The organism is [Phormidium] sp. LEGE 05292, assembly GCF_015207735.1.
In the GTDB taxonomy this organism is placed as follows: domain Bacteria; phylum Cyanobacteriota; class Cyanobacteriia; order Cyanobacteriales; family Aerosakkonemataceae; genus Floridanema.
In genome coordinates this window covers 1-15,117 of the sequence record NZ_JADEWG010000060.1, presented here as the reverse complement: position 1 = coordinate 15,117, position 15,117 = coordinate 1, and the positions used below count along the sequence as shown (strand labels likewise).

The following is a 15,117-nucleotide window of genomic DNA, read 5'->3' as shown; positions in this document are numbered from 1 at the left end:
GATAATCAGCTGTGGTGAAGGTTCAGGTCAAGGGGCAGAAAACCTAGATTTGAGAGAATTTTACTGGGTGCGTCTGTCTTTATTGATCTGACACCTAATGCTACTGCCTGGATCTCTCATCATTGTGACTCTGGGATGTCCAGACAGATTAGATTCAAATTAAATAGCCGATTTTGCCGACTTAATAGTATACCTGCATCATCCTAGAGATAGGTTTCAGGATCTTTTGTATCCAGCATTACAGAATATCCTGGTCTAGGTACGGGATCGCCTAAAGAAAAGGTTAAAAAATGTAGCGACTTTAACAGAATACTTTTACAGCTTAACTGTCATTAGGTAAAATCGTAACAATAACTACAGTTTATGGCTGCGATAACAATGGCTTTTACATTACAGACAGATTTAACAACACAGGAAGCACAACAATATCGTCCGGGACTGCGGGTAGAGTTAAAACAGCGTCCAGGAGTGGTTGATGTAATTGCGGAGTATGACCCAATGATGGTGCCGCCAATTTGGTTGGTGGGCGATCCTCAACCTCGCTATCCTGAAGAGTTAATTTTGTTATCTGAGCCGTTGACAGACTGGTTTAAATCAGCTATTAATTTCCAGCCAGAATATCCTTCTTGTCATTTAAAAAATCGCCCAAAACAAAAAGTTTTAGTTTAGTGTTTCTCTCCCAATACAAAAGCTGTAAAAGGGAACTTTTGGGGCCTCATTTTGTTGTAAACTACAATCGGCTATCTACGCCACAGGTAAAGGTTTGTGTTTCTTGGTTAAACTTTGTTAATTTGAGTTTTAACCTAGAAGCAGGTGTGTCTGTCCGATGCTCTAATGCGGATTAGATGCGACAATATTTCAGCAATAGTAAAACCCCAATAGTAACATTCACTGGGAGAGCAATTTCATGCGGGACGCAGTTACAAGTTTAATTAGAAATTACGATGTTACTGGTCGCTATTTAGACCGGAATGCTGTTGATTCACTGAAAAGCTATTTTGAAACTGGTACGGCTAGAGTAGCTGCTGCTGCTGTGATTAATGCTAATGCAGCTGAGATTGTTAAACAGGCTGGTTCTCAATTGTTTGATGAATTGCCGGAATTGATTCGCCCTGGTGGAAATGCTTATACGACTCGCCGTTATGCGGCTTGTCTGCGGGATATGGATTATTATCTCCGTTATGCTAGCTATGCGCTGGTTGCTGGAGATAATTATGTGTTGGATGAGCGCGTGTTGCAAGGTCTGCGGGAAACTTATAATTCTCTGGGTGTACCCATTGGGCCAACAGTTCGCGGTATCCAAATTATGAAGGATATTGTTAAGGGACTAGTGGAAGCTTCTGGGATTCAGAATGTTTCTTTTTTAGATCAGCCTTTCGATCACATGACTCGCGAATTTAGCGAACAGGATGTCTAGATTCGACAGTTGAAATTGTAGTTAGAAAAATTAGCGATCGCACTTTTTTCCTGAAGAGGGGAGAGAGAGCGATCGCTATTCTATTTTGGATTTTAGATTTTAGATCTTGGATTGATTAGCGATCGCACCTTTACCCGCTATTATTAAAGCCAGCAACCATTAATTAAATTAGATGAGTTTGTTGGGGGAAACTGAAAAATGATCGCCATTGTCGTCACAATCAACATACTCATCGCCCTATTCAACTTTTACCTAGCTTGGCGAATTTGGCAAATCCGTAGGTCGATCGCAGGTGCCACAAGAGCTATCTTAGCTGCCGATCGTAATACTTATAATGTGTTACACAACGCACCAAAAACCATAATTATTGGACAAAAAGGCACTAAGTCCCTGCGAGAACAATACCAAAAACTAGAAATCCAACTGGAAAAACTCGGACAAGTTTTAGGAATACTCAACTTCACCCAGCAATTTTGGCAAAAACGCGCCAGACAGAATAGACAATTGAAAAAGCTGAAGAAATCGCTGTCAAAATACTGAATAATTCCCTGGTTTTGCTGAAAGCTGCTAAATCTTGCTTAAGGAATAAGCTAGATCACTTATGATATAGCAACCGCCTTGGCGGTTAAGGCAAGATGAAAAGCCACAACCCTTATTTTTACGGTTTTTCCCTTCTGCCTTCTGCCTTCTGCCTTCTGCCTTCTGCTATACCAATCAGGAAAACCCGCCTAAAATGAATTAAAGGATAGAGTAGCGAAAAAATGTCTGAGAATCGTTCAGGATCGTCGGGATCGTTTATTGGTGGTATGCTACTGGGAGCAGCCTTGGGTACTATTACAGGTTTGCTCTTAGCGCCGCGCACTGGGAAAGAAACTCGCCATCTGCTAAAAAAATCTGCGGCTGCGCTGCCAGAATTAGCAGAAGATCTTTCCAGTAGTGTACAGATGCAAGCCGATCGCCTTTCCGAATCAGCACTGCGTAACTGGGATAGCACCTTAACGCGACTCAAAGAAGCGATCGCTGCTGGAGTTGAAGCAACTGCCAAAGAACACCAAAATATACAACGGCAAGAAACTACTACTTCCGCCGATCGACCTTTAGTTGAAGATTCTTTGCAAGAGGTATCTCTAAATCCTATACCTCCGAAATTACAGTAGTCAAAGCCGACTCTAAATCAACCGGGATTGAACCAGAATCCTAATAATTATTTAAACTAAAACATTTGTGATTGATCCGTTATTTTGGCTAGGACTTTCTATTCTGCTAGTTGCCGTTAGTCTCGCGGCTGTTCTAGTAGCACTTTTGCCAGCTGTTCAAGAAATTGCCCGTGCTGCCCGCAGTATAGAAAAATTAGCTGATACTTTAAACAGAGAACTACCACCCACTTTAGAATCTATTCGCCTCACCGGAATGGAAATTAGTGAATTAACAGATGATGTTACTGATGGCGTAAAAAGTGCAGGTCAAGTAGTCAAAAATGTCGATCAAACTATTAACAGTGCTAAAACGCAAGCGAAAAAAGTTCAAGTTAGTACTCGTAGTTTGCTCTCAGGTGTAAAAGCTGCCTGGAAAAGTTTTAACCGTTCTAATAATAATATTCCCCCTAGTGGACATCGTTCTGTAGACCGCCTCCCACCAGGACAAAGAATGCCTGTGGATTTTCCAGAGCGATCGTCATCTTACCCCAACGAACCCTACCGCCCCACTTACCAACAAAGCAACGAAAACTCGGAAGCAGACGAAGACTAAGAGAGCCGCTCCCTGCCAACCTTTTTCCCAGTATTGAAATAATGCTGGTAAAATGGCGTACTATTAGAGTAAAGTAAAGAAGTGTAAAGAAATATTAGTTTTGCATTAACCTTTGATTAATAAAACTTCTTGGTAAATGTCCCAACTTGAGATTTCGGTAAAACAGCCAATGCAGCAAAAACCTTTCGTCAAAAGAGTTCTGGCATCCCTAGTAGCCTTTTTCCTTGCCTTATCAGTTTGGACAGTAGCGCCTGCGGTAGCGCAAGCATACGACAATCCAGAGTTACTACCGACCACTCAAACCCCAATTATTGACCTCGCCAAAACCTTCACCGACATTCAGAAGGAAGCACTGACAAAAGATATAGAAAATTTTGAAGCCAACACAGGCTGGAAACTTAGAGTATTAACACAGTACGATCGTACTCCAGGTAGAGCAGTCAAAAACTTTTGGGGCTTAGATGATAAAAGCGTCCTTGTAATTGCTGACTCCAGAGGCGGGAATATCCTCAACTTCAACGTCGGAGATGCCGTTTATCAACTCCTACCCCGGACTTTTTGGATTGAACTACAAACTCGCTTTGGTAATCTTTACTTTGTCCGCGAACAAGGCGAAGCTCAATCAATCATTCAATCTTTAGAATCTGTAAAAACGTGCTTAACTCAAGGTGGTTGCAACGTAGTTCCCGGTTTACCGCGAGAACAGTGGATTCTTACCTTAGTTACCTCTATTGTTGGGGGAGTAGTATTAGGATTCGCCGCTCATCCCCGGAAACCTGGACAAATCGTAGCATGGCAATGGGCGTTAATTTTCTCGCCATTGTGGGGAATTTTGTTTATTGCCTTCGGAATTGGCCCTGTAGTCAGCCGTACTGCTGAATGGTTGCCCTTACTACGTAACGTAGCAGGATTCGTCATTGGAGCTTTAGTTGCTTACCTTACTCCTGTGGTTAATTCTCCTTCGGAAGCTTCCAGCAGCCGTTAAGCATCAAGTTTAATTAATTATCCATATTTCACATATTAGGACGCAAAGAATGCAAAAGTTAATTTTGTATTCTTTGCGTTCTAGCTTTATGCTTTAAACGAACTTAAATAATACTTTAATCATCTAGGAACTTCGGGGGCAGTTTCTCATGGAATGGCATATAACAGATGCCCAAAGTTTAGCAATTATCGATCGCGAAATCGGCGAACACATCTTTTCCCCAGCAGAATACGAAATTGTCCGTCGGGTAATTTATGACACAGCTGACTTTGAATATAAATCACTGATTCGTTTTTCTGAAAGAGCCTTACAAGCAGGCGCAGCCGCTTTAGCTGCCCGCACCACCATTGTCGTAGATGTACCAATGGTACAAGTTGGCATTACACCAATCATCCAAAGCACTTTTGCCAACCCAGTTTACTGTAGCATGGACGCATTAACGCGCCCCCAAAAAGAAAAAACCCGTGTAGCTTGGGGAATTGAAACCCTCGCCAAACGCTACCCAGAAGGAATTTTTGTGGTTGGTCATGCTCAAACCGCTCTTTCTTCCCTAGTAGACTTAATCGAGAAAGAGGAAATCCGCCCAGCTTTAGTTATTGGGACACCCGCAGGTTTTGTGGATGTAGATGTTGCTAAAGAAAGATTACAAGATTCCCTCATTGCCCATATCCGCACCGAAGGACGGAAAGGAAGCGCCGTAGTAGCAGCTGCAATTGTCAACGGATTAGTAGAACTAGCTTGGCAAGCTTACGGACAAGAGGGCGTAGTCGGTGTTTAGTAAATTTGAGCTAGATTAGTACTCAAAATATGACTTTTTCACTGTCAACCCCCCCAGGAGAGATAAAATAATGTCTTACTACTTGTCTTATTTAATTCTGATCCCAGGAGCCATATTAATGTTCTGGGCTCAGAGTCAAATCAAAGGAACTTATCACCGCTACTCTCAAGTTCGTTCTACTATGGGCATGAGTGGTGCAGAAGTTGCTCAGGCTATCCTATCGAAAATGGGAATTCATGATGTTTCCGTTGAACCTGTAGCCGGAGAACTTACAGACCATTATGACCCCAGTGCAAAAGCTGTTCGTTTGTCTGAAGGAATTTATGGTTCTGATTCTCTAGCAGCTGCGGCGGTAGCTGCCCATGAGTGTGGTCATGTGTTACAAGACAAGCAAGGCTATAAATTCATGAATTTACGTGCCTCTCTAGTTCCAGCTGCTAATTTAGGTTCTCAACTTGGCCCATTCTTAGTAATTATTGGGCTTTTCCTCAGTTCAATGGGAACAATTTCTTCAGTATTTATTAATATCGGAATTGTCCTATTTCTGGGTGTAATTGCTTTTCATATCGTCACTTTACCTGTAGAATTTGATGCCTCTAGCCGTGCGCTTAAACTAATTAATCAAATGGGAATTCTCCAAGGAGAAGAGAATAAAGCAGCTAAAAAAGTTCTACAAGCAGCAGCTTGGACTTATGTCGCAACTGCCTTTTATGCTGTTTTACAATTAATTCAACTTTTGTTGATTTCCCGGAGTCGTAATTAATTGTTAGTTGTGAGGACTTTAGTCCTTCACTTTGTCTCAAAAACGACTGAAGTCGTCACAACGGACTTTTTATTTACCAATCATTGACTTTTTTAGGTTTTTTGGGTTGTTTTACAGGTCGTCTTTCTTCGGATTCAATTTCTTGTTCTACAGGTCTTCTCCTCTTTTCCCTATCCATCTTCTCGGATTTTTCAAACTTATAACTCAGTTCAGTAAACTCTTTTCTTTGTAGATAAGGATAGTCACTTACCCATAAATCGAGGTCGGAAATATAAATGTCAGTTACTTTGTTAATCATGGCTAAATCTGGTTTATTAGACATCACCAACATTTCGGCAACTTGACCTCTTCTGAGCGATTTATGAATACGTTTGAGAGGAACTTGTAGACTTGTAGAAAAACCTGTTTCATCGCCAACTTCTATATTTAGTCTTTTCTCTCGGTTTTCTACAATTACTAATTCGCCTCGTTTGTTAACGTTTTGTTCTTTTCCTACTACTTCTTCACTGATGTACAAATCCCAAATTTCACCTTTCCAAAAGCCACTGTATTTGTATTTGCGACACTCATAATTGCGTAAGCTAGCGTGAAAAATGGGCCCCCATAAAAAATAGGAAGCTGTAAAGATACCACTGAATAGAGCCAAAGGAGCATATTCTGGCCCTAAAAAAGTAACTTCAATCCACCAAATTAACATAGCGATGACTAAAGACATTAGTAGTCGCAGGATAAAAGCAGTTGGCTTACCCCAATAATATTTGTACTGGCTTCCTGTAGCCAGGATAGGGATTAGTTGTTCAAATTTTTGGCGGGTGATGGGAATGAGCATAATTAATAGGTGTTAAGTAATAGATAATGGTTATTTAGGGAAAGATTCAGAATTCTGAGATTTTCTTTTTATTGTGAATCTTGAATCCTGAATGCTGAGTTTTGACAAATTGCCAATTAACTACAAAATTTTCTCTAATCCATATACTAGCGATTTTAGTTGGGTAACTTGGCGAATTGCCAGTAGGACTCCGGGCATATAACAGGCTCGATCGCTTGTATCATGTCTTAAGGTGTAAACTTGCCCAGGTGCGCCAAAAATTACCTCTTGGTGAGCAATTAATCCGGGTAAGCGCACGCTATGAATCCGAATTCCTTCTTCTGCTAAACTACCCCTAGCTCCTGCTAATTTTTCCTCTTCCTTGACTAAAGGCGGATTGTAACTTTTACCCAGTTCTGCCAAGAGTTTAGCAGTTTGAACTGCTGTACCGCTAGGAGCGTCTGCTTTTTGATTGTGGTGGAGTTCAATAATTTCTACATGGTCAAAATATTTTGATGCTTGAACAGCAGCTTGTTGCAGCAGCACCATGCCAATGGAAAAATTGGGAATAATTAAGCAGCCAGTACTCGCTTTTTCGGCAAATTCTGCTAATTCTTGAATTTGTTGGGTACTCATTCCGGTAGTTCCGACGACTGGGCGCACGCCGTAAGCGATCGCAGACCGTACCGAATCGTAAACTGTACTAGGATGAGTAAAATCTACCATTACCCCCAGCTGTCTCTCTTGCGCCGCCATCGCCAACATTGGCTCAAACTGATTAGTAATTGGCACTTCTAATGTGCCACATCCAGCTATCTCACCCGCATCTTTGTCTAAAAGCTCTGGATTATGGTCGATTGCGCCCAATAGCGTCATATCACTTGCGCCAGCTACCGCTTTAATCACTTCACGACCCATTTTGCCAGCGGCACCATTGACCACAACGGGTATGGGATATTGATTCGTCATGTTCTCAAAAATATCCTTGCATCTAATAAGCGAATTCTAGACTAAAACAAATGTCGCGTTGAGTTCAAACATCCCAACGCGACAAGAAAAAATTCAGTTCCTTTGTTTTTTGGCAACGAGGAGGTGCAATCGAGGCGTTCCAGTATAACCTGAAATCGTTCATAAAATTACACTCAATTATCTTCAGATGATTGATTGCCTTCGTCATTATGGTTATCACTTTGGAAGGGATTTTGACCAATACCAAGTTCTTTTTTAGAACGTTTTAGTTGTTTCCACAAAGCCTTAATTTGTTTATACGCTTCTTCAGGAGGAAGCTTACCACCAGTTTCTAAAGCACAGATAAAATTAACCCTTTGGGTAAATTCTTGTAAATTAGCATTAAATACCAAATTCTCAGGATTGACTGCACCGTAGTAGCGGCTACGAGGGTAAAGAAAGTTTGTGCGATCGTTCATCGACTTCTCCAAAACCTGTTGCAAATATAGATCTAATTCTGTTGTAATCTATTTTTTGGGTATTGTAATCTCTTTTAGGATATATTAAAATTATTTGTTAATAACAATACATTCCACAGATACACTGAATTATTGACAAAAGTTGCTGTAAATTTTGTCTAGTATAACTGTTCATACTCTTAATTAATTAATATACTAAATATGATTAAACTAACTTTTAATAGACCTTTTGCAGAAGTCAGGAGAACAGGAAGAGGGAAAAGTTTTGAGTTATTTAATTTACCCTTGTTCCCTTGTCCCTTTTCTCCCATGCTTCTGAAGTCCCTTTGCTCCCTGCTTTATCCGCCTGCGGCGAAAGAAGCCATAATCAGAATTGAAAGTAAAAGTCCGGGAGTGAGAAGTAGCACCAACATTCCCAAATCATGTAGATTCATAGAAAATCCTCGCAGATTGTGATATGTTTTTTAGATTAAATCAAAAATTAAAAATATGGAGCAACTCTTAATCTGGGCTATCTTTGGATATGCTTTGGTTGTCGGAATAGGTGGTGTCTTTGGCTACATGAAAGCTAAAAGTACCAAATCTCTTCTAGCAGGCTCGACTAGTGGTTTAATTCTATTAGTTGCCTGGTTCTTAGCAACAAAAACACCAACAGTAGGACTAGGAATAGCAACTTTGATGGCTACAGTTTTGCTAGTAGTGTTTATTACTAGGTTTGTCCGCACTAGGAAATTTATGCCTGCGGGAATGATGATGTTGCTAAACTTAGTGGCGATGGTGGCGTTTTTGGCTGGTTGGTTGAATTTAGCTTAGTTACTCAGAAATTAACTCATAGTTAAACTGACATCACAGCTGAATTTGGTTGCTTAATTTTTACTTGATTGGCTTTATACTGACGTGCCATACTGACTGTTTTCGATAACACTCCTATTAGCTGACAAAGCACATCATCTGATATTGAATTAGCGGCTTCGATTCCGAAATACTTTTCTAGCATTACCAAAATCATGTATGCCCTTTGTAAGGGAACAGAACTTTCCATTGCTTTTTGAGTAAAACGGAACCATCGCTGTCTCATGATAAAAGCTTTTTGCCGCTCTGGGAAAGACTCTGGATGAATTAAACTGACTTCACCTATAGGAATTACCCGATTACAGTCTATGTCACAACTACCACCAACAGCGGCTCCATATCCGGCAAATTCTGCGTGATGTGGCTTACAAAGTATGATTCCACCTCGATAGCGGCTATCAACTTGTAATATTTGTCCACTATTTAACTGGGTCAAAACTTGTTTGGAGTTAACTGTAGCTTGTGGAAGAAGAGATTGCTGTGACATCTTGACCCCTGGAACCCTCTATTCTTATTATGAATCTTTTATTACAGGGATTCAGTGATGTCCGAAGGTTTTACAAGTGACTGTAATCTTGTAGAAAACTGACTTTATATCTTTGGCAAATGTGATACTACTCTTATTTGGTGATGATATCGATCGCAAATGCAGTTTGAGGAGATTTTAATCGATAATTCTCAGTAATCCATGTCGGATGCCATAGAGCAATCTGTTGATTAAAATTTGTTCTGGTTCGCTCAAAGTATCATTTAATAAGGCAGACCTAATTTGATAGCGATCGCTAATGGTAATCTTACCAGAAACCATTATTTGTCCGCAGAGAGCTTCTATAGGGATGGAATGCCAACAGTATTGAGATTTCATAGTTTTGCACCAAATTGTCTTTTCTTAAGTTAAGTTAAGTTAAGGAATAATAAACCTTTTGCTATTCCTCTAGTTTGATTACAAGTTCCCGGAAAAACAGTGATAATTCCTTAACTATTTTGTGACTCAAGTCATTGACAAAAATGGGCAAAGGGGTGGGTAAGAAAAGGGGACAATAGAGAATTCAAAACTAAAAACTCCCCCACTCTGTAAGGGCGGGTTTTGTAGATAATTTGTTGGTTGCAAGTCAGGATAATTGCTAAACCCGCCCCTACTCAAAACTTTCACCCTGCCTTCTCTAGGGAGTTAAGATAATTAATTGCTGTTGGAGGAGCGATCGCACTTTTTCCAAACTCAAATCAATACCTGTTAAAATTTCGGACAAAGTTTGCTGTTTCTCAGTATTATTATCACAAGCTTGCAAAAATTGAAATTCTGATTCCGTAAGATTAACTATTTGATAATCATAGTTAAATAGACATTTACTAGGCCATCCATCCATACAAGGGTTACGTTCAGGAATTGCGGCGAGTATTGCAGCATCAGAAGACCAATCTGATTTAATGAAAGGTGGACGTGCTAAGAAAAATTCGTAATGGGTGAAACTTTCGGGATCTAACAGTTCAATTAAGCGGTAACGTTCGCGATCGCTTAAAGTTTCTGCCTGAGCAATTAATTCAGGACTTTTGCCTAACAATCTTTCTAATTCCCAAGTTTTTGGATTAGAAAAACCGACGAATTCTAACCCAGAAGCATCGATTAATTCAAATAGAGATTCGACATTGTAATCAATTTCTTGGGGATGAACATACATATCAGCAAAACATTCATCTCGCTGATTTTCCATTGACCAACGTTCTTTTTCTCGCTTGACAATTCGGTTATTTATTGGTAATGAATTAAAGATTTGCCGACCAATTTGGACACCATCGCGGTAATCACCACGCTTGTTACCTTGGAGAAGAGCGATCGCTTTTTGCATTAATTGAATTTCCCAGCGTCCCAACTCCCCATAGACAAAAATATGAAATAGTCCACCAGGAGCTAATTTAGCGGCTAAAGATTGAATCCCTCGCTTGGGATCGGGTAAATGATGTAAAACTCCCACGCAGTTAATTAAATCGAACTCACCAGGGAGTTGTCCGGCATCATATAAACTGAGGTGATGGAATTGAACGCGGTTAGCACCAGAACGTTGACAACGTTCCTTTGCTACTGCTAGGGCACCTGCACTGAGATCGATCGCCGTTACCTCAGCTTCAGGATTCAAATGAACCAAATACTCAGTACCTACACCAGTACCACATCCAGCATCGAGAATCCGAATATCTTGCTTTGGTGGTTTTCTTCCCGTACAAAAGTTATAAGCTGCTAACCAATTCCAGCGCCAATTGTATCCCGGAGGCGGAGTATCCAACAGTGGTTCTGGTGGAAAAGGATAAGTATCGTAAAGACGTTGAACAGCAGAACTAATATCTTGATTGGTCATTGGTCGTTGGATTTTAGATTTTAGATTTTAGATTTTAGATTTTAGATTTTAGATTTTAGATTTTATCGATCCCATTCATAAATCTAAAATCGTTTTCCCCTTGACTTTTCTTCCCTTCCAGCCTTCTGCCTTGGAGCCTTCTACCTGGGAACTCTGAAACGTAACAAAACTTATCTTTTTTCTCAGTTTATGTATAAAGATAAAGTATGATGTGTGGTCAACAGTCGAATATTGTTGTACACACTTCTTAATAAATGAGTGTGGCAAGCACGAAACATTCTAATCTAAAGACTGGGTTGATTAACTCCAAACAGTCTTGATGGCCTGGTTTACCTCAGCCTGGTTCGAGGAGGCAAAAATCAGAGACTGTTATCAGGAGTAGGGGCAAAGCATTCTAATCATGAAACTTTGAACCAAATCAGGCGTACCCCAGTCGGGTTTAACAAAGGGTAGAAACTATAGGGAGCTTTTGAGATCCAATGAGTGTTAAAGCAAGTGGTGGAAGCTCAGTTGCACGTCCGCAGCTTTACCAAACCCTGCCAGTGGCAACAATATCCCAAGCGGAACAACAAGACCGCTTTTTAGAGCGTGGCGAACTGAACGAACTAGCTAGTTACTTCAGTTCTGGCAGCAAGCGGCTAGATATTGCCCAAACATTAACCAAAAATTCTGAAATCATCGTATCCAGAGCAGCCAACCGGATTTTCATCGGTGGTTCACCAATGGCATTCTTGGAAAAGCCGCAAGAAGCGCCAGTAATGACAATGGCTGGCACCACCTTGGATACAAGAGAGTCCATGAAATTGGGAACCACAACCTATATAGAAAGTGGTGGCGGTTTCTTGGAAGGAATCAGGTCATTATTTTCTGCATCTGGTGGTGGATCTAATGTGTCCGCAGGCTTCCGTCCGATTAACGTAGCCCGGTATGGGCCAGGAAACATGACCAAATCCCTGCGTGATTTGTCTTGGTTCTTGCGTTATCTGACTTATGCGATCGTTGCTGGCGATCCGAATATTATTGTGGTCAACACCAGAGGATTGCGGGAAATCATTGAAAATGCCTGCTCTGGGGAAGCAACCATCGTCGCGTTGCAGGAAATGAAAGCAGCGGCATTGGGTTATTTCCGGCAAGACCAAGAAGGGACAAACACAGTCAGCCAATATTTTGACGTGCTGATTGCTGAGTTTAAAGCTCCCACCCCTTCAGACAAATTACGGCAACGTCCTTCAGGAGATCAGCAAGGGTTACAACTCCCACAAATTTACTTTGCTTCCTCGGAACGTCGGCCCAAATTTGTCATGAAGCCCGGACTTTCTGCCAGAGAAAAACAGGAAGTAGTAAAGGCAGCATACAGACAGGTGTTTGAACGGGATATTACCCGTGCTTACTCACTGGGGATTTCCGATTTAGAGTCGAAAGTAAAAAATTGTGAGATATCGATGAAGGAATTTATCCGCCGTTTGGGTAAATCTCCTTTATATCGACAAAATTTTTATCAGCCATATATCAACAGTCGGGCATTAGAATTAGCTTTCCGGCACTTTTTAGGTAGAGGGCCTTCTTCACGGGAAGAGGTGCAAAAATATTTTGCGATCGTATCCCAAAAAGGCTTACCCGGATTAGTCGATGCAATTGTCGATTCTCAAGAATACTCCGATTACTTCGGCGAAGAAACCGTTCCTTACCTGCGGGGATTAGGACAAGAAGCGCAAGAATGTCGGAACTGGGGACCCCAACAAGACTTATTCAACTACAGTGCGCCATTCCGCAAAATACCCCAATTCCTCACCACCTTTGCCGCTTACAACCGTCCTTTGCCCGATCGACATCCTTATGGTTCTGGCAATGACCCATTAGAAATTCAATTTGGGGCAATTTTCCCCAAAGAAACCAGAAATCCTAGCGCCAGTCCCGCACCTTTTGGTAAGGATACCAGACGGATATTAATACGTCGCGGAGCCGGAATTGAGAACCAGTTGAGCCGACCCCAAGCACGGGGTAAAGCACCTGGATCGCTCGGTCCGAAGGTATTCAAACTTGACCAACTTCCCAGCTTTACAGGACTCGGCGGCAAACGAGGGAACAAGAGCCAAGGCATCAGTGTTAAATTCTCCGAAAGTTCTACCCAAGCAGTAATTCGAGCTTGTTACCTGCAAGTATTTGGGCGCGATGTCTATGAAGGACAACGCCTGAAAGTGCAAGAAATTAAGCTGGAAAATGGAGAAATTACAGTCCGCGAGTTTATCCGAGCCTTAGCGAAGTCGGATTTGTTCCGTAAGCTGTATTGGACTCCTTTTTACGTTTGTAAGGCAGTGGAGTACATCCATCGCCGCTTGTTGGGTAGACCAACTTACGGTCGTCAGGAGAATAATAAGTACTTCGATATTTGCTCCAAGAAAGGCTTATATGGCTTAATCGATGCCTTAATTGACTCGGTTGAGTACAACGAAGCATTTGGAGAGGATACTGTTCCTTACGAACGCTACGTTACTCCAGCAGGTTTAGCACTACGCTCCTTGCGAGTTGGTAGCATTGGCGAAACTGGAGCCAGAGTTGATAAGGAAGAAACACCAAGATTTGTAGAATTGGGTGCGGTTTCCGAATTGCGAACCGAGCCTGATGTACAATTCCGCATTAACCAAGGTGTTTCCAAGAAACGCGACCAAACAAAAGTCTTCAAGCTCACAGGTAATGACGATAAGCAAGCTGTAACAACTGTAATTCGAGCAGCTTATCGGCAAATCTTTGAGCGCGATGTAGAACCTTACATTGTCAAGAATGAGTTTACGGTTTGGGAAACTAAGCTCAGTAACGGCGAAGTTAACCTGAAAGAGTTTATTACTGCTTTAGGTGAATCGCAACTTTACATTAAGGAGTTCTACGCACCTTATCCGAATACTAAGGTGATTGAACTGGGAACCAAGCATTTCTTGGGTCGCGCACCTTTAGACCAAGTAGAAATTCGCAAATACAACCAAATTCTGGCAACTGGCGGGATTAAAGCATTTATCAATGCGATGACCAACAGTGCGGAATATGCTCAAGCTTTTGGTGAGGATACAGTACCCTACAATCGCTACTTGACTTTACCTGCGGCGAATTTCCCGAATTCTCAAAGGCTGTATAACCAACTGACTAAACAGAATAAAGATTTGGTTGTACCTAGCTTTACTCCAGTTAAGGCGAAGATGGATAACACCAAGATGCCTTTGATAGGTAAAGCGATGAGTGATTTGCAACGGCAAGCAAGGGAAGTAGATAAATCCAAGCCTTTGTTTATTGAGTTGGGTCGTTCTTTCACTAACGGTGCTGGACAATCGGTAGAAGTCGGTGTTGGTACTACTCGTCGCAAGCCAGCGCGGATTTACCGGATGAATCCTGGCATGACTCAGGCAGAGACAGCATTAGTGCTCAACGCCATTTACTGTCAGGTAATGGATGTGTTTAGTGGTCAGGTGCCTGCTGAGTTCCGGCGCACGGATTTAGAAAGTAAGTTGCGGAATGGGGAAATTTCTGTCCGGGAGTTTGTCCGTTCTTTAGCGGGTTCGGAAATTTATCGTCGCAGATTCTATACTCCTTACCCGAATACTAAGGTGATTGAGTTCTTGTTCCGGCATTTGTTGGGACGTGCTCCAGCAACGCAAGCAGAAATTCGCCAATACAACCAAATTTTGGCTTCGGCGGGATTGAAGGCGGCAGTTGAGGCAATGGTTGATAGCCCAGAATATGCTCAATATTTTGGTGAGGATGTCGTACCTTATAATCGCTTCCCATCTTTGCCTGCTGGCAACTACTTGGGTAGTGTGAAGGCAGCTACAGATTTGGTGAAAACCCCTTGGTCTAGCCTGTCACCTTCTTATCTAGGTGGTCGAGTCTAAGAAGAAAGGCTCCAGGGCTCCAAGGCTCTAAGGCAGAAGGTTCCAAGGGAAGAAAGGGTAAAGGGTAATAATTCTCCTTGTCCCCCCTGCTCCTCCCTTGCTC

At 41.8% G+C, this 15,117-nt stretch carries 16 protein-coding genes and 1 pseudogene; 11 read left to right on the top strand and 6 right to left on the bottom strand.

What is annotated here, in order from left to right; genetic code table 11:
• Positions 1-363: 363 nt before the first annotated feature.
• The 8 genes from IQ264_RS33030 (at position 364) to IQ264_RS17330 (ending at position 5,692) form a co-directional block, all read left to right on the top strand.
• A complete protein-coding gene (locus IQ264_RS33030; protein ID WP_228061616.1) occupies positions 364-669 on the top strand; it encodes a hypothetical protein in 306 nt (101 codons plus the stop codon).
• Between the two features lie 238 nt (positions 670-907).
• Complete coding sequence (apcB, locus tag IQ264_RS17360; protein WP_193982055.1) at positions 908-1,417, top strand: allophycocyanin subunit beta; 510 nt, start codon at positions 908-910, stop codon at positions 1,415-1,417.
• Positions 1,418-1,615: 198 nt separating this feature from the next.
• Positions 1,616-1,957, top strand: coding sequence for a hypothetical protein (locus tag IQ264_RS17355; RefSeq protein ID WP_193982054.1), 342 nt, complete (start codon positions 1,616-1,618; stop codon positions 1,955-1,957).
• 221 nt (positions 1,958-2,178) lie between these two features.
• Entirely contained in the window at positions 2,179-2,574 is a 396-nt protein-coding gene (locus IQ264_RS17350) for a YtxH domain-containing protein (RefSeq protein WP_193982053.1), read from the top strand.
• Between the two features lie 67 nt (positions 2,575-2,641).
• Positions 2,642-3,166 carry a DUF948 domain-containing protein gene (locus IQ264_RS33025; RefSeq protein ID WP_322744729.1) on the top strand — a complete coding sequence of 175 codons (525 nt, stop codon included), beginning with the start codon at positions 2,642-2,644 and terminating at the stop codon, positions 3,164-3,166.
• 169 nt (positions 3,167-3,335) lie between these two features.
• Positions 3,336-4,151, top strand: a complete 816-nt coding sequence (locus IQ264_RS17340) for a TPM domain-containing protein (RefSeq protein WP_193982076.1) — start codon at positions 3,336-3,338, stop codon at positions 4,149-4,151.
• Between the two features lie 148 nt (positions 4,152-4,299).
• The gene (locus tag IQ264_RS17335) at positions 4,300-4,929 is read left to right on the top strand and encodes a precorrin-8X methylmutase (protein WP_193982052.1); all 630 of its coding nucleotides are present in this window, start codon (positions 4,300-4,302) and stop codon (positions 4,927-4,929) included.
• A gap of 70 nt (positions 4,930-4,999) precedes the next feature.
• The gene (locus IQ264_RS17330) at positions 5,000-5,692 is read left to right on the top strand and encodes a zinc metallopeptidase (RefSeq protein ID WP_193982051.1); all 693 of its coding nucleotides are present in this window, start codon (positions 5,000-5,002) and stop codon (positions 5,690-5,692) included.
• Between the two features lie 73 nt (positions 5,693-5,765).
• Here the strand turns inward: IQ264_RS17330 and IQ264_RS17325 are convergent, their stop codons facing one another.
• The 3 genes from IQ264_RS17325 to IQ264_RS17315 all read right to left on the bottom strand — a co-directional run bounded on the left by IQ264_RS17325 (position 5,766) and on the right by IQ264_RS17315 (position 7,927).
• On the bottom strand, positions 5,766-6,521 hold the full coding sequence (locus IQ264_RS17325) for a phosphate ABC transporter permease (RefSeq protein WP_228061614.1): 756 nt from the start codon (positions 6,519-6,521) through the stop codon (positions 5,766-5,768).
• A gap of 120 nt (positions 6,522-6,641) precedes the next feature.
• A complete protein-coding gene (gene dapB, locus IQ264_RS17320; RefSeq protein WP_193982050.1) occupies positions 6,642-7,469 on the bottom strand; it encodes a 4-hydroxy-tetrahydrodipicolinate reductase in 828 nt (275 codons plus the stop codon).
• Between the two features lie 173 nt (positions 7,470-7,642).
• On the bottom strand, positions 7,643-7,927 hold the full coding sequence (locus tag IQ264_RS17315; RefSeq protein ID WP_193982049.1) for a DUF7219 family protein: 285 nt from the start codon (positions 7,925-7,927) through the stop codon (positions 7,643-7,645).
• Positions 7,928-8,416: 489 nt separating this feature from the next.
• Between IQ264_RS17315 and IQ264_RS17310 the strand changes: the two genes are divergently transcribed.
• Positions 8,417-8,740: a TMEM14 family protein gene (locus IQ264_RS17310; protein ID WP_193982048.1), complete on the top strand. Its 324-nt coding sequence runs from the start codon at positions 8,417-8,419 to the stop codon at positions 8,738-8,740.
• 22 nt (positions 8,741-8,762) lie between these two features.
• Here the strand turns inward: IQ264_RS17310 and IQ264_RS17305 are convergent, their stop codons facing one another.
• The 3 genes from IQ264_RS17305 to IQ264_RS17295 form a co-directional block, all read right to left on the bottom strand.
• Entirely contained in the window at positions 8,763-9,266 is a 504-nt protein-coding gene (locus tag IQ264_RS17305; protein ID WP_228061613.1) for a hypothetical protein, read from the bottom strand.
• 177 nt (positions 9,267-9,443) lie between these two features.
• A complete protein-coding gene (locus IQ264_RS17300; protein WP_193982047.1) occupies positions 9,444-9,644 on the bottom strand; it encodes a hypothetical protein in 201 nt (66 codons plus the stop codon).
• Positions 9,645-9,942: 298 nt separating this feature from the next.
• A complete protein-coding gene (locus IQ264_RS17295) occupies positions 9,943-11,133 on the bottom strand; it encodes a class I SAM-dependent methyltransferase (protein ID WP_193982046.1) in 1,191 nt (396 codons plus the stop codon).
• A 479-nt stretch (positions 11,134-11,612) separates the two neighbouring features.
• On the opposite strand from IQ264_RS17295, the pseudogene IQ264_RS17290 reads away from it, so the two are divergent.
• A pseudogene (locus tag IQ264_RS17290) lies at positions 11,613-14,321 on the top strand (phycobilisome rod-core linker polypeptide); the annotation flags it as partial.
• 3 nt (positions 14,322-14,324) lie between these two features.
• On the top strand, positions 14,325-15,014 hold the full coding sequence (locus IQ264_RS33885; protein WP_413470356.1) for a phycobilisome rod-core linker polypeptide: 690 nt from the start codon (positions 14,325-14,327) through the stop codon (positions 15,012-15,014).
• Positions 15,015-15,117: the final 103 nt, after the last annotated feature.

What these genes read in the sequence shown, in the direction of transcription:
- IQ264_RS17330 (WP_193982051.1), top strand. Translation starts at nt 5,000, where the DNA reads ATGTCTTACTACTTGTCTTATTTAATTCTGATCCCAGGAGCCATATTA.
- IQ264_RS17335 (WP_193982052.1), top strand. Translation starts at nt 4,300, where the DNA reads ATGGAATGGCATATAACAGATGCCCAAAGTTTAGCAATTATCGATCGC.
- IQ264_RS17300 (WP_193982047.1), bottom strand. Translation starts at nt 9,644, where the DNA reads ATGAAATCTCAATACTGTTGGCATTCCATCCCTATAGAAGCTCTCTGC.
- IQ264_RS17350 (WP_193982053.1), top strand. Translation starts at nt 2,179, where the DNA reads ATGTCTGAGAATCGTTCAGGATCGTCGGGATCGTTTATTGGTGGTATG.
- apcB (WP_193982055.1), top strand. Translation starts at nt 908, where the DNA reads ATGCGGGACGCAGTTACAAGTTTAATTAGAAATTACGATGTTACTGGT.
- IQ264_RS17295 (WP_193982046.1), bottom strand. Translation starts at nt 11,133, where the DNA reads ATGACCAATCAAGATATTAGTTCTGCTGTTCAACGTCTTTACGATACT.
- IQ264_RS17325 (WP_228061614.1), bottom strand. Translation starts at nt 6,521, where the DNA reads ATGCTCATTCCCATCACCCGCCAAAAATTTGAACAACTAATCCCTATC.
- IQ264_RS17340 (WP_193982076.1), top strand. Translation starts at nt 3,336, where the DNA reads ATGCAGCAAAAACCTTTCGTCAAAAGAGTTCTGGCATCCCTAGTAGCC.
- IQ264_RS33030 (WP_228061616.1), top strand. Translation starts at nt 364, where the DNA reads ATGGCTGCGATAACAATGGCTTTTACATTACAGACAGATTTAACAACA.
- IQ264_RS17310 (WP_193982048.1), top strand. Translation starts at nt 8,417, where the DNA reads ATGGAGCAACTCTTAATCTGGGCTATCTTTGGATATGCTTTGGTTGTC.
- dapB (WP_193982050.1), bottom strand. Translation starts at nt 7,469, where the DNA reads ATGACGAATCAATATCCCATACCCGTTGTGGTCAATGGTGCCGCTGGC.
- IQ264_RS17315 (WP_193982049.1), bottom strand. Translation starts at nt 7,927, where the DNA reads ATGAACGATCGCACAAACTTTCTTTACCCTCGTAGCCGCTACTACGGT.
- IQ264_RS33885 (WP_413470356.1), top strand. Translation starts at nt 14,325, where the DNA reads ATGGATAACACCAAGATGCCTTTGATAGGTAAAGCGATGAGTGATTTG.
- IQ264_RS17355 (WP_193982054.1), top strand. Translation starts at nt 1,616, where the DNA reads ATGATCGCCATTGTCGTCACAATCAACATACTCATCGCCCTATTCAAC.
- IQ264_RS17305 (WP_228061613.1), bottom strand. Translation starts at nt 9,266, where the DNA reads ATGTCACAGCAATCTCTTCTTCCACAAGCTACAGTTAACTCCAAACAA.